This is a genomic window from Gudongella sp. DL1XJH-153 (assembly GCF_049310905.1).
Classification (GTDB): Bacteria; Bacillota; Clostridia; order Tissierellales; family Tissierellaceae; genus Gudongella.
In genome coordinates, this window is record NZ_JBMEMN010000003.1 from 1 (window position 1) to 14289 (window position 14289).

Consider the following 14289-nt stretch of genomic DNA (forward strand, 5'->3'; position numbering starts at 1 on the left):
CGGGTTCTAGCATAAATTTTATAATCTCAAAGGCAAAATAAATTCTAAATTATTATTGACTTTTAATAGCTGGTCTATGATACTATCGCTCCGTCTGCAATATCCTCAAGAGTTGAAAGAAGTGTCAGGTTGCCGTCAGCATCTTCTGCTGCCAGTACCATACCTCTTGACTCGATTCCTCTGAGCTTAACCGGCTTAAGGTTTGCAACTACTATTACCGTCTTGCCTACAAGGTCCTCAGTCGAGTACCACTGCTTTATTCCTGATACAACCTGTCTCTCCTCATCTCCCACCTTAAGTGTCAATACAAGAAGCTTGTCTGCCTTGGGATGTTCTTTGCAGGCAACTACCTTTGCAACTTTGAACTTCACCTTTGCAAAGTCATCTATTGTTATCATTTCTTCTTCTTTTTTCTCTTCAACCGCTTCAACTTTCTTTACTTCAACTTTTGGAACTTCCTTCGCTGCTGTTCTCTTCTCTATAAGTGCATTGTTTGCAGCATTAAGTTTTACGAGTTCTTCCTTTATATCAAGTCTTGGGAAAATGATATTTCCCTTCTGGACCTTGCTTCCTTCCTTAAGAAGCCCCCACTGTTTTGCATTGTCCCAGACTATTTCTTCCTCGATTCCAAGCTGTCTTCTTATTTCAGCTGAAGTCTTGTCCATAAAGGGCTTGATCAGTATTGAAACAATTCTCAAGCTTTCTGAAAGATTGTAAAGTACAGTGTCGAGTCTTTCAGAATTCCCTTCCTTGCCAAGAATCCAAGGCATTGTCTCGTCAACATACTTGTTAGTCCTTCTAATTAGCTTCCATACCTCCTCAAGGGCATTTGAGAAGTTTAGATTATCCATATATGCATCAACTTTGTCAGCTGCTCCTGTTGCCATCTGAACCAGCGTGTCGTCGATCTCTTCAGTCTTTTTAGGAGACGGAAGAATTCCGTCGTTATACTTTTCAACCATTGATACAGTTCTGCTTACAAGGTTTCCAAGATCATTTGCAAGGTCAGAATTGAGTCTTTGCAGGAACTTTTCTCTTGAGAAGGATCCATCCTGACCAAAGGAAAATTCCCTTAGCAAAAAGTATTTGAATGCATCTATTCCATAGAGGTCAATTATTGGTTCAGGATAGATTATATTGCCCTTTGACTTTGACATCTTGTCATCTTCAAAGAGTATCCATCCATGACCGAATACCTTCTTTGGAAGAGGCAGGTCAAGGGCCATAAGAATTGCTGGCCATATGATGGTATGGAATCTTACGATTTCCTTTCCTACAAGGTGTACATCAGCAGGCCAGAATTTTTCAAAGTTCTCCGTATTCTCAGTTCCATAACCAATTGATGTAAGGTAACATGAAAGTGCATCTATCCATACATATATAATGTGCTTCTCATCAAAAGGAACCTTTACTCCCCAGTCAAAGCTACTTCTTGATACACTTAAATCATCTAGTCCATCCTTGAGGAAATTATTGATCATCTCGTTCTTTCTACTTTCAGGCTGAATAAATCCAGGATTGTCCTCATAATACTTTAGAAGCTTGTCCCTGTATTTTGAAAGCTTGAAGAAGTATGCCTCTTCCTTTTCGATATGGGTCTCCCTTCCACAATCAGGGCATTTGTTACCCTCAAGCAACTGGGACTCTGACCAGAAGGATTCACATGGAGTACAGTATGCTCCCTCGTAATGACCCTTGTATATCTCTCCCTTTTCATATAGCTTTGTAAAGATATCAGCAATCGCCTTTTCGTGGAAATCATCCGTACTTCTTATAAATGAATCGTAGTCGATCTCAAGCATCTTCCAAAGTTCCTTGGTATCAGCTACAATCTTGTCTACATATGCTTTTGGAGACATATTGTTTTCCTGAGCCTTCTCCTGAATCTTTTGTCCGTGCTCATCAGAGCCTGTTGTAAAGAATACGTCGTATCCCTGCAGCTTCTTATATCTCTTTATGCTGTCAGCCGCAACTGTAGTGTAAGTATGTCCGATATGAAGATTGCCACTTGGATAATAAATTGGTGTTGTCAAATAGTAAGTCTTTTTCATTAACCTCTTCCTTTCATATAGGTATTTAAGAATATAAAAAGCCTCCATCTCAATAGAGACGAAGGCGACTTCGCGGTACCACTCTAATTATCAGTATCTCACGATACTGATCTCAGCAGGTTTTAAACCTTAACACTTTAACGACTGCCGCCGTTTCGACCTACCTATCGGCCGAAAAATTCAGGGACCATCTTCGAAAGCTTCCTTTCATCGGTTTCCACCAAACCCGACTCTCTTAAGAAATTCGACCTCTACTCTTCCCATCATTATCTTTAGTTCTCAATTACTAATAATTATAGCTTATTGAGGGAATTAGTCAAGTTTTTTAAGGAGATTATCCTTGTTTACGGCTATTTGTATCGTAGATTCCAACCTTTTCTTTTATAGCACTTTGAAGCAGGGAAGAAAAGTTAAGATTATTTTCTATTCCAACATCATTTAGCCATTTTGGTATCGTCAGAGTCTTTTTTACAGCTTTATTCTCCATCTTATCTCTAACTGGAATCATCCAAACATTAATCCATGCTATGGTTTCATTCTTGTCTAATGATATCTCGCCAATTCCAGAAGCTTTCGGGATTTCCTTGCCATCCTTTTCCATATCATATAAGCACAACTCCAAAACATCTCTTGCACTGTCCAATGAATCTTCTAATGTTTCTCCAAAAGTAAAACAGTTGTCTATATCAGGAAAACTGACATCATATGCATCTTCATCTACTCTAATTATCGCAGGATAAATATATCTATTCTTCATAATCGTTCCTCCGTTTCTAAAACTAATATAATAATTTCCCACAACTCAAAACTTAACGCCTGTAATTCTCTCAATACTCTTCAATGTACCAGTTGGAATATCCTTATTGGTACATTTAACTGGACAAGTTCTACCATCTGGATGCTTGTATATCTCATGTGAGCCGTTGGTTCTTTTAAGTTCCCAACCTTGCTCTTTCAATTTTTTTACGACATCTTTGTATGTATAACCCACTTAAGTCCTCGAAATTTGTTTTGAAATCATTTTTATTTTCTTGTAATTCTTGTTTATTTAATTATATACGTATTATAAATACGTGTCAAGCCATTCGGATAATTTAGAAAACAAAGTAGATTGGACCCTCTGACGTCCTTATATATCAACATTTACGCCTATTATTACAATGGTACCATTAACAGAATATTCCGGGTATTTAGGCAAAAATTTGACAAGTTTTAATTTATGGTTTAGAATACATGGAGCATGACAAATAGTTACAAATTGGTTACAATCTGTGACAAAAAAGGAGGAGAATTATGGACAATACCAAAGCAAACACGGCTAAAAAGGTAGTGGTCCTCTTACTTCTAGCTATAGTAATGACAATATCATTGGGAGTTAGTTCCTACCAGGGGGCAGAAATAACACTCACAGTGGACGGTGAGACAATCCAGATGGTCTCACACTCAGCAACAGTTGAGGAGCTTCTAGTGGATGAGGAGATCAAAGTAAGCAAGGACACCCTTGTTAAGCCTGATCTGGACACACTTTTAACCAAGGACTTAGAGATTACCGTAACAAACCCAAATACGTACACAATTGTTTTCAAGGATGATATTGAAAAAATCACATCCTACAGCACAAGGGTAGAGGACATTCTTGAAGAAGCAGGAATAAATAATGGGCCAAAGGACTTTTCAACCCCGGCCTTGGACACAGAAGTAAAGCCAAATACCACAATTGAGTTTTTCCAGGTTGAGGAAAAGCTACGAGTGGAGAATACCTCTATTCCATTTGAAACAGAGGTAGTAAACAATATAAGACTGGACAAGGGTATTTCAAATACTCTCCAGGAAGGAAAAGACGGATTAAAAAGATCACACATTAAAGATATATATATTAATGGTGTAATGTCTTCATCTGTCATAGTACTTGATACCGTAGTGTCGGAACCCGTTTCTCAGGTAATCGAAAGGGGAGCCAACAATATGGTAGCTACATCAAGAGGAGATGTACGCTTTAAGGAGGCAATGATAATGAATGCCAGCGCCTATGACCTTTCCTATGCAAGTACTGGAAAGAGACCTGGTGATCGAGGCTACGGAATTACTGCCTCAGGAACAACTGCACGACCTGGAACCGTTGCAGTGGATCCTCGCGTTATTCCCCTTGGGACAAAACTTTATGTTGAATCCCTAGATGGAACGAGTGATTATGGATTTGCTATAGCTGAAGATACAGGAGGAGCCATTAAAGGCCACAAAATTGATTTGTTTTTCCATTCGTCAACACAAGCATGGAATTTCGGTCGAAGAAATGTAAAGATTTATATTCTAGACTAAAAATTAACAGATATCGCAAAGAGCGATATCTGTTTTTTCTTTACTCTTTTATTTTAAGTTCAAAAATCCTTGTGCTCACAGGAAGGTTTTCAATCCCATGAGGATGCTTGAATTCAGCTTCTCCATTTGCATAGCCCTTTTCATCGAAAAGGCAACGTATGGTCAGATCAGTGACTTTTCTTTCATCCTGAGCCTGTATGTGTTTTTTTATTACCGCATGCGGCATCATACAGGATGTCTGGTTTGCATTGTGGATAACAAGCAGGTAGCCGCCGTTTCCTCTTATTGTATATGCTATAAGGGGACAATTTAAACTCTCTTCTATAAAATCAAGATTCCTCCTGATATCCGTGGCATAATCCATCCTGAATTCTTCCCGTTCCTTCCGAAAGTGGATGAGATCCTTGATGTAGTTGTAAACATCAATATTCTTCTCCTTCAGGGACCAATCGATTGCATTCACTGAAAGGGGTGAATTATAGGTGTTCTCTCTGCCACCCTTTGATCTTAAAAACTCATTTCCTTCATGAATAAAGGGAACCCCTTGTGATAGTATAAGAATTGCATGGATAAATTTATTGTAGTTTTTGATCTCCTCCTCGCTTTTGTGAGGGAAGACCTTAAGCAGTTTGTCCTGTAGTATTAGATTGTCGTGGGAGTTTGCATAATTAATTGTCTCCCTTGCCATTGAAGCAAATCCAATCCTGGACTCATCGAAAAATATTGAGCCTGCAATTCCAGTTTCAGTTGCCATTTTTTCATCGAGATTGCCTTGTGCAAATCCCATTCCATATCCATCATTGTCACCCTTAAGGGCATTTCTGAAGTTATCGTTAAACAACGAAAAATGAAGTCTTCCCTGTTTCCCTTTTGAGGTGGTCTTGTGTGATGGCAAGGTAGTTATCCCACCCATCCAGGGTTCTCCGTAAATCATGACATCCTTCTTGATCTGTCTAAGCTTTTTAACTGCCAATTCCACTGTATCAATATCAATAAGTGCCATAAGATCAAATCTGAATCCGTCTACCCTAAATTCCTTTAGCCAGTACTCAAGGCTGTCCAGGATAAATCTCCGAGTCATGGGCTTCTGTGTGTCCAACTCATTCCCGACTCCAGAACCGTTTGAAAAAGTTCCATCCTCGGTTATTCTATGGTAATAATCCGGTGCTAGGATGTTAAAGTTTGATTCCTTGCCTCTAAATGTATGATTATATACAACATCCAAAACAACCTTTATCCCGGCCTTGTGAAAGGCCATAACCAGAGCTTTCAATTCCATTATCCTGGTTTCTGGCGTATGCGGATCTGTAGAATACGATCCTTCGGGTACATTATACAGCTCCGGATCATATCCCCAGTTATAGTTGCGGTCATCAGAGGCATATTCCCTCTCTTCCCGGACCGTCAAAAAGTCATTTACCGGTAGAAGGTGTACGTGGGTTATGCCCAGTTCAACAAGGTGGTCAATTCCTGTAGCTAGATTCTTGTAGGTTGTTCCTCTCTCGCTCATCCCAAGGTATGTTCCTTTGATTTCTACTCCCGATGTTTCATGTCCTGTGAAATCCTTTATGTGCGTTTCATACAAAACAGCATCCACAGGAGATACCGCCTCTGGCTCCCTATGATTTTCCCAGCCTTCGGGATTTGTATCTTCAAGGTCAATTATTGCAGACCTTAGAGAGTTACACGAGGAAGCTATGCTATATGGGTCAGTGACTTCATATTTACCTTCAACCAAATACGTATAAAATTTACCCTTTAGATCGCCTTCTATTTCAACGAAAAAGGTGCCTTCATCTTCTCTTTTCATGGGGTATTCAATCCGCTTAAGACTACTGGAATCATCGTATAGCCTAAGCTTTATATCACTTCTTTCTGGTGAAAATACCCTGAAAAAAGTTTTTTCAGCATTATATGCCATACCCAGCCTCTTATCTGTAGTTATCTCCATGTGTACCGCCATATTTGATCCTCCTATTTGGACGTCTGCAATACTTTTACTGCATATCTTGCAACAACAACATCTGATGCAAACTCACCGATCAAGCCTATATTGTGAAGCGTTTTTCGGGTCCATTCTTCACTGCTAAGGTATTCTGCCTCCATGGTCTGTATCCTGTTTTTGTATTCTTCAAAATCCTTCAGGATAAAATCATTGTCGTTGTATTTTAGGAGCATATCATGTATTCCCTTGAATTCTCCCCAGGCTATAATTCGTTCTCTTCCTAAAAGTGCATCTACAACTCTTCTGATATTTCTATTCAGATAATAATATTCCTGTGAGTTGTACTCTTTACTATTATAGCACTTTTGGACTTCTTCAGGAGTGATTCCGAAAAGTTGCATGCAATCCTCTCTGGTGTAGTCACAAAGAAGCATATTGGTTTCTTCCTTGCTTCCTATGGCAATAGCTCCATTTACCATTGCTGTCAATCCAGCAAGATGAAGCCCTCCTTTTGTTGGTGTTGTCAAAGAGTGAGTAATATCAAGTGCGGGGTAAATAAACTCTTCTTTCTTTAGCGACAGATCATCCACAAACAATAGCTTCAACTTATCCTTGATGGTCGTATCATTATTAATCCTTTCAGCCAATCTGTTTGCGAGCTTGACTATTTCCTTGCCTCCATAATCATGTGAAGAAGCTTTCCCCCCAATAAAGATAGTTCTTGGTACCATATCAGTATTTGGATTCTCTATCAAGGTCAAGTATGTGTCGAAAATCCACAGAAGCATTAGGAGCTGTCTGTTTTGAGATGAAATATCCTTAAGATATCCGTGAAAAACAGTATATGGATTTATCACTATTCCTTCTTTTTTAAAAATTTCCTTGGCTAGTTTTCTCTTGTTTTCTTCTTTGACTTGCTCCAGGTCGCGAATCAAGTCTTTATTGTTTTCAATTCCCAAAAGTTTTTTTATCTCTACTGGATTTCCTATGAAATCCTCTCCAATGTGCTTGATTATCAAATCTCTCAAGGGAGGGTTCCCTGATAAAATCCATCTCCTGTGTGATATTGCCAGCGGATATCCAATTGGTGGGCCCTCATATACTCCTACCCTTGCAATATTATACAATCTTATCTGGTCATCCCATAGGATCCCTGAGGTTTTTATTCCTTCATCACCGACATCCTCAACATTCTTTAGTATATTAAGATATCTGTGGTGGATTTCCTCAAGAATCATCCAGAGTCTTGGAAGCCATTCCCTGAAGGTTTTTCCTTCCAAAGTCAAAAGTGTGTCTTCAAGAGGAAGCAGAGGAGTATAGAAGAACGCCTTTGATGTTACTTCCCATGCATCATCCCACTCCATCTTGTAATCGTCAACAAGTATCCTAACAAGCTCCGGAATTGCCAGGAGAAGATTTGTGTCCATCATAAGGAAAATAAAATGTTCATTAAGACTTTCTATCTTTCTTCCTTTTAAAAGGTGGGTTCTTATTACATCCTGAAGAGCGCCGGATACCAAAAGGTATTCCTGTCTGAACCTCTCCCTCCTATTATCTGGTGTTGATTCAAGTGGTTTTATTCTTCTGGTTATGCTTTCGTGATCAAATAGTCTAAGCCTGTTACACGCGCCATTCCTGTACCCCAGATATGGAAGATCATAATATCTTAGTATCAACTCCTGTGTATCTGCAGGAGTAAACACAAGACCATTATCTCCCATTGAGATATCCACTCTTCCTCCTGTTTTGATCTTGTATTGACGATCTCCCTTGTAAAGCCAGTTTTTACCTCTTACCCACCATTCATCAGGTCTTTCCATTTGTTGGAAATTTTCTATCACCTGACGGAAATAGCCTTCTCTATAGAGAAGGCCATAACCGATTGTATTGTAAGCACCACTAGCAAATGTATCCATAAGTCCATTTGATAGGTAGCCGATATCAGAATAACCGATTCCAAGCTCCCTGTCTTCACTTAAAAGCTCATGCAAATTCCACCCCTTGTTTCTTAAGGCTTCCTCAAGTGGTTCTTGCATGTCAAGATAATCTATGTTTTTTCTAAGAAGGCTTCCAGGCAGGTATTCCATGGACATATACACCATTGTCCTTGAGTCCTTGTTCCTCTTCTCCGTTTGAGACATTTGTTCTCCAATTGTCTCTCGTATATGGTAACTTACTGCTCTGTACATTTCATTGGAGGATGCCTCCTCCATTTTGACAGCTCCATGCTGAAAAAGTATTTTCTGAATCTCTTCTTCGTGTCTTTCTTTGTCAGTAGTCATATTACCACCTCTGGTGCAGCAGTGTATTGTAGAGTTTTGTATACTCCTTTGATGATTTGTCCCAGTCGTGCTTTGCCTTCATTGTTCTTTCAACAAGGCCATTCCATTGGTCTTCTTCTGAATAAATATCGATTGCTCTTTTTATGGTATACAGAAGCTCGTGAGCATTGTAATTTGCAAATGTAAATCCTGTGCCTTCTCCTGTAAACTCGTTAAATGGAATTACAGTGTCCTTAAGTCCTCCTGCTTCCCTAACTACTGGAACCGTACCATACCTTAGGGCTATCAGCTGAGATATTCCGCATGGCTCAGCCATTGACGGCATCAGGAAAATATCCGAACCTGCATAGACAAGATGCGCTTCTTCTTCATTGAAGTAGATATGGGCTGACATCTTATCAGGATACTTCCACTGGAAGTGTCTGAACATATCCTCATACTCCTTGTCTCCTGTCCCAAGAACCACCACCTGTATATCCCCCTGTAAAAGTTCATCCAGGATATATCTAACAAGATCCAGCCCTTTCATATCAACGAGTCTTGAAACCATTGATATTATTGGTACATCTTTATTTAAAGGTAGACCAAAAGTCTCCTGGAGTGCCGTTTTGTTTTTCATTTTATCCCCAGGGTTCTTAAGGGAATAATGATATGGAATTCTCTGATCCTTTTCGGGATTGTAGAGATCATAGTCAATACCATTTATGATTCCCATGAGTTTATATTCATGTCTTCTTATTATCCCTTGAAGACTCTCCCCATAAAACTCGTATTTGATTTCCTGGGCATAGGATGATGAAACCGTTGTAAGGGCATCACTGTATACTATTCCTGCCTTCATGAAATTCACAGACTCATAGTACTTAAGACCCTCTTCATGGAAGTACTCAAAGGATAGCCCCGCAAGGGTAAGTATGCTCTGAGGAAATATTCCCTGGTATTTCAGATTGTGTATGGTAAACACAGTCTTGATATCCTTGTAATACTGGTCTCCCTTTGCAAAATCCTTTACATACAAGGGAATAAGACCGGTATGCCAGTCGTTTGAATGCACTATGTCTGTTTCCAGATCCAATTGCTTGATCATATGGACTACTGCCTTGTTGAAAAAAACGAATCTCTCGCCGTCATCATACATTCCATACAAAGCGTGTCTGTGGAAGTAGAATTCATTATCCACAAAATATATATCAATTCCATCTTTCTGGTAGAGGAAGATCCCTGCATATTGACTTCTCCAATCCAGATCTACATAGAATTCGCCCACTTTTTTCATCTCTTGTCTGTAATTCTCACCTATTTTAGAATAAAGGGGAAGAACAACAGACACCTGATGCCCCTCTCTTTGAAGTGCAAATGGCAGTGATCCTGCAACATCTGCCAACCCTCCTGTCTTTGCGAAGGGAGCCATCTCAGAGGCTACAAATAATACTTTCATCCCCTATCAGTCCTTTCTTATTTCCTGCTTTTTCTCTACAATAAATGGCATAAGCATGCTTCCTGCAATTCGGACATCTTCTCCCACTATACCTGACTTGTCCATTATGGAGTTGATTACTGCTGCATTTTCATGAATTTCTGACTTTTGCATTACAATTGAGTTCTTGACAATTGCACCTTTTTTAATCTTGACTCCCCTGAATATTATTGAATTTTCAACCGTACCTTCGATCACACAACCATTTGCTACCAGTGAATTCTGTACTATTGAAGATTCTGTATAGAGTGTGGATGGTTCGTCCTTGGTCTTTGTTAATATAATTCCATTTCGATAGAAAAGCTCTCTTGCTATGTCTTTCTTTAAAAGATTCATATTTGCATCGTAGAAGCTCTTCAAATTTCTGATATTCTCTGTATGACCATCAAACTGGTAGGTGTTTATCTTATACTTGTCCTTGTTGATCAGGATCGTCTCAAGAAGATTGTCAGATTCCCCTCTTTCAATGGCTTCTTTCACCAATTTCATAAAGATCTCTTTTTTTAGAAAACCCATTTTAAGGTACATGTCAAATTCTCTTTCCGTACCAAGGTTTGTTCCAATATTTATAACCGATCCATCCTCTGCAATATTCATCTTATAGGTATTTACATATTCTCCGAATGGATCCTTCTGCCTTTTATATATAAGTGTGATATCCGCATCAGTATCCCTGAAATGCTTGAAGGCAATTCCTAAATCAACCTTTGCCAAAATGTTGGGATGATTGATAAATACATACTTCTCCTTTGCCTGTTCAAAGAAGTCCCTGGTTGTATAGTATTGGGGAATCTCCCCTGTCTTTTTTCCAGACAAATCGTGAGATACAGGAGGAAACAAGAACAGTCCGTTGAATCTTCTGTTCAGATCCCAGGCCTTTCCATCTCCCAAGTGGTCCATAGTAGACCTTACTTTTTCACCGGTATACACGGCTATTGTTTTTACTCCATGATTGACCATATTGGAGAGACTGAAATCAATCAGCCTGTATCTTCCGGCAAAAGGAAGCATATATACAGGTCTGTGGACACAAAGAGCTCCAAAGTTGTTTTCAATATTTGCACCGCTGATTACTCCTAGACATTTTTCCATCCTCTTCGCCTCCTTATTCCATTGAAATTCCTTCTTCAGAGACAAGACAAATATTCTCTGAATTCTCTTCGCCAATAACTTGTCCTGCTTCTATTGTTATTCCCTCTGATATAACAGCCCTGTACACTTTTGCACCTTTCTCGATCACACAATTGGAATGGACTACACTGTCTATTACCATTGCATCTTCCTCAATGATGACATCACTGAAAAGAATGCTGTTCTTCAAGGTTCCTCTGATGTAGCATCCTTCATTTACGAGTGAATTTTTTACTTCTGATCCCCTTGCAAGATATTGTGGTGGAAGATTTCTCGTTCTTGTATAAATTCTCCAGTCCTTGTCGTAAAGATCCAAGGTATTCATTGGATCAAGAAGGTCCATATTTGCTTCCCAGTAGCTTTTTACAGTTCCTACATCTTTCCAGTATCCATCAAATACCCATGCATACATTTTCTGCCCTTCCTTTAGCATCAATGGAAGAACGTTCTTGCCAAAGTCATTGTCTGAGTCCCTGTCTTTTACATCCTTTATCAGATATTCCCTTAAATGCTTCCAATCGAACATATATATTCCCATGGAAGCCATATTGTTTTTTGGATTCTCAGGCTTTTCCTCGAACTCGACAATCTTGTTTTCATCATCAACATTGACTATTCCAAAACGCGATGCATCCTCCCATGGCACCTCCATAACAGCTATTGTCACGTTTGCATCCTTTTCCTTGTGAGCCTTCAGAAGTTTCGAGTAATCCATCTTGTAGATATGATCTCCAGAAAGAATAAGTACGTACTCTGGATTCATCTCATCCAAGAAGTCGATATTCTCAAATACTGCATTTGCCGTCCCGGTATACCATCGTCCACCATCCTCTGAAGTGAAAGGTGGCAGTATTCTAAGCCCTCCCATATTTCTGTCATAGTCCCAGGAGGTACCTATTCCAATATGGGAATTCAGAAGATATGGCTTATATTGAGTAAGTATCCCAATATCATCGATACCTGAATTGGTGGCATTACTAAGGGCGAAGTCAATAATCCTGTACTTTCCACCAAAAGGCACTGCTGGTTTTGCCACTTTCTTTGTTAAGGTCTTTAATCTTGATCCCTGACCTCCAGCCAGAAGCATTGCTACTACTTTGCTTTCAATCATTTTATTTTCCTCCTGTCCTTTTTTCTTCCTTCAGCTTAAAATACATTGCCCCAAGAGGGGGTAATTCCACTCTAATACTATAAGGTCTGTCGTGAAACTTTTCGTCAGTTGCCTTGTAACTCTTTATTCTCTTTGTGTTTCCACCGTATCTCTGGTGATCACTTGTGAAGATAGTTCTGTAGGTTCCTTCCTCCATTACTCCAATTGGGTAGTTCGAACGGGGCACTGGTGTAAAGTTGAATATGCAGACAAGCCTATTTCCCTCTTTGTCAATTCTCTCAAATGAGATTATGCTTTCCTGCCAGTTCTGGTGTTCAATCCACTGGAATCCGTCGTAGGATGAATCCACTTCGAACAGGCATTTTTCTTCGGTATAGAGCTTGTTCAGATCCTGCACGTACTTGTGAAGTTTTTTGTGCATATCGTATTCAAGCAGATGCCAATCAAGATCTTCGTATTCTCTCCACTCGATAAACTGACCAAACTCTCCTCCCATAAACAGTAGCTTTTTCCCAGGATGAGCGTACATATATTGGTAAAGCAATCTTAGATTTGCAAATTTGTCTTCATAGTATCCCGGCATTTTATCCAGGAGTGATTTCTTTCCATGTACCACCTCGTCGTGGCTTAATGGAAGAATAAACCTTTCCGAAAATGAATACATCATACTGAATGTAAGAGCCTGATGATAGTCTTTTCTGTATATTGGGTCAAGCTCCATATACTTAAGAGTGTCATTCATCCAGCCCATATTCCATTTATAGTTGAATCCGAGCCCACCCTCAGAAAGAGGATGACTCACCTTTGGCCAAGCCGTGGATTCCTCGGCTATCATCATGGTTCCAGGATAATTCTCAAATATAATTGAGTTCAATCTCTTTATAAATTCTATTGCTTCAATATTTTCCCTTCCGCCATATTGGTTTCTGATGTCCTTTCCTCCGAAGTCAAGATAAAGCATATATGCAACTGCATCTATTCTCAAGCCGTCTATGTGGTAGTATTCGTGCCAATACATGGCATTTGAAATCAGGAAACTCAATACCTCCGGTTTTGTGTAGTCAAAATTCATGGTTCCCCACTGGTCGTTTTCTGCCTTGAATTTGTCCATAGATTCGAAGCAGTAGGTTCCGTCAAATCTTGCCAGCCCGTGATCATCCCTTGTAAAATGTGCTGGCACCCAGTCAAGAATTACGCCGATATCGTTTTGATGGCACTGGTCAATCAGGTACATAAAGTCCTTGGGAGTTCCATACCTGCTTGTTGGCGCAAAGTATCCGGTCACCTGATATCCCCATGATGCATCTAGGGGATGTTCCGCCACAGGCATCAGTTCTATATGGGTAAAACCCATTTTCTTGACATATCGAATCAATTCATCTGCCAATTCCCTGTATGAGTATGGATTTCCATCTTCATGCTGCTTCCAGGAAAGGAGACTTACTTCATATATAGATATGGGAGACTCGTAGAGATTGTCTTTTCTGGTCTTCATCCATTTCTTATCCTGCCAGTTGAATCCCTTGATATCATAAACCTTGGAATCGGTTTCTGGTCTCGTCCCTGAATGGAATGCAAAAGGATCTGCCTTGTATCTTACCTCTCCTGTTTCTGCGACTATTCTGTACTTGTATTTATCAAATTCTTCAATATCGATTACAACAATGGACCATAATCCGCTGCCTGGGATTCTCTCCATTGGAAGGCTCCACTCATTCCAGTCGTTAAAATCACCTGTAAGGTAGACCTCCCTTGCCCTTGGAGCCCATACTACAAAGCGATGGCCTTTCATTTTGCCCTTTTTATATGGATGCACCCCCATAAACTCATATGCCCTGTAGTATGTACCTTCGTGGAAAAGATACGCATCCAACTCTCCGTCATCTATGTAGAAGTATTGAGTATTGTTCTTTTCGGTCATCTCCAGCCCTCCATTCACTTATTTTCCATCGTCGTCTAATTTGGTTGAAAAT

Annotated in this window: 10 protein-coding genes and 1 other annotated feature; of the genes, 1 reads left to right on the forward strand and 9 read right to left on the reverse strand. The window is 39.7% G+C overall.

Going from position 1 to position 14289, the window contains the following annotated elements:
* Window positions 1–74 precede the first annotated feature (74 nt).
* The 3 genes from metG to ACOEN1_RS02445 all read right to left on the reverse strand — a co-directional run bounded on the left by metG (window position 75) and on the right by ACOEN1_RS02445 (window position 3042).
* Entirely contained in the window at window positions 75–2051 is a 1977-nt protein-coding gene (gene metG / locus ACOEN1_RS02435) for a methionine--tRNA ligase (RefSeq protein ID WP_422484826.1), read from the reverse strand.
* A gap of 51 nt (window positions 2052–2102) precedes the next feature.
* Window positions 2103–2327, reverse strand: a binding site (T-box leader).
* A gap of 58 nt (window positions 2328–2385) precedes the next feature.
* Window positions 2386–2808, reverse strand: coding sequence for a type II toxin-antitoxin system HicB family antitoxin (locus ACOEN1_RS02440; RefSeq protein ID WP_422484827.1), 423 nt, complete (start codon window positions 2806–2808; stop codon window positions 2386–2388).
* A gap of 45 nt (window positions 2809–2853) precedes the next feature.
* On the reverse strand, window positions 2854–3042 hold the full coding sequence (locus ACOEN1_RS02445; protein WP_422484828.1) for a type II toxin-antitoxin system HicA family toxin: 189 nt from the start codon (window positions 3040–3042) through the stop codon (window positions 2854–2856).
* 302 nt (window positions 3043–3344) lie between these two features.
* On the opposite strand from ACOEN1_RS02445, the gene ACOEN1_RS02450 reads away from it, so the two are divergent.
* A complete protein-coding gene (locus ACOEN1_RS02450) occupies window positions 3345–4370 on the forward strand; it encodes a 3D domain-containing protein (protein WP_422484829.1) in 1026 nt (341 codons plus the stop codon).
* Between the two features lie 40 nt (window positions 4371–4410).
* On the opposite strand, the gene pulA is transcribed toward ACOEN1_RS02450, so the two are convergent.
* The 6 genes from pulA to glgB are packed head-to-tail and all read right to left on the reverse strand — an operon-like array spanning window position 4411 to window position 14237.
* Window positions 4411–6333, reverse strand: coding sequence for a type I pullulanase (gene pulA / locus ACOEN1_RS02455; RefSeq protein WP_422484830.1), 1923 nt, complete (start codon window positions 6331–6333; stop codon window positions 4411–4413).
* A gap of 11 nt (window positions 6334–6344) precedes the next feature.
* Window positions 6345–8597, reverse strand: coding sequence for a glycogen/starch/alpha-glucan phosphorylase (locus ACOEN1_RS02460; protein WP_422484831.1), 2253 nt, complete (start codon window positions 8595–8597; stop codon window positions 6345–6347).
* Between the two features lies 1 nt (window position 8598).
* Window positions 8599–10035 carry a glycogen synthase GlgA gene (glgA, locus tag ACOEN1_RS02465; RefSeq protein WP_422484832.1) on the reverse strand — a complete coding sequence of 479 codons (1437 nt, stop codon included), beginning with the start codon at window positions 10033–10035 and terminating at the stop codon, window positions 8599–8601.
* A gap of 6 nt (window positions 10036–10041) precedes the next feature.
* Entirely contained in the window at window positions 10042–11166 is a 1125-nt protein-coding gene (gene glgD, locus ACOEN1_RS02470) for a glucose-1-phosphate adenylyltransferase subunit GlgD (protein WP_422484833.1), read from the reverse strand.
* Window positions 11167–11179: 13 nt separating this feature from the next.
* Complete coding sequence (locus tag ACOEN1_RS02475; RefSeq protein ID WP_422484834.1) at window positions 11180–12316, reverse strand: glucose-1-phosphate adenylyltransferase; 1137 nt, start codon at window positions 12314–12316, stop codon at window positions 11180–11182.
* A 1-nt stretch (window position 12317) separates the two neighbouring features.
* Window positions 12318–14237 carry a 1,4-alpha-glucan branching protein GlgB gene (gene glgB, locus ACOEN1_RS02480; RefSeq protein WP_422484835.1) on the reverse strand — a complete coding sequence of 640 codons (1920 nt, stop codon included), beginning with the start codon at window positions 14235–14237 and terminating at the stop codon, window positions 12318–12320.
* Between the last annotated feature and the right edge of the window lie 52 nt (window positions 14238–14289).

Coding starts and splice junctions, on each gene's coding strand:
- metG (WP_422484826.1), bottom strand. CDS start 2,051: ATGAAAAAGACTTACTATTTGACAACACCAATTTATTATCCAAGTGGC.
- ACOEN1_RS02440 (WP_422484827.1), bottom strand. CDS start 2,808: ATGAAGAATAGATATATTTATCCTGCGATAATTAGAGTAGATGAAGAT.
- ACOEN1_RS02450 (WP_422484829.1), top strand. CDS start 3,345: ATGGACAATACCAAAGCAAACACGGCTAAAAAGGTAGTGGTCCTCTTA.
- pulA (WP_422484830.1), bottom strand. CDS start 6,333: ATGGCGGTACACATGGAGATAACTACAGATAAGAGGCTGGGTATGGCA.
- ACOEN1_RS02460 (WP_422484831.1), bottom strand. CDS start 8,597: ATGACTACTGACAAAGAAAGACACGAAGAAGAGATTCAGAAAATACTT.
- glgA (WP_422484832.1), bottom strand. CDS start 10,035: ATGAAAGTATTATTTGTAGCCTCTGAGATGGCTCCCTTCGCAAAGACA.
- glgD (WP_422484833.1), bottom strand. CDS start 11,166: ATGGAAAAATGTCTAGGAGTAATCAGCGGTGCAAATATTGAAAACAAC.
- ACOEN1_RS02475 (WP_422484834.1), bottom strand. CDS start 12,316: ATGATTGAAAGCAAAGTAGTAGCAATGCTTCTGGCTGGAGGTCAGGGA.
- glgB (WP_422484835.1), bottom strand. CDS start 14,237: ATGACCGAAAAGAACAATACTCAATACTTCTACATAGATGACGGAGAG.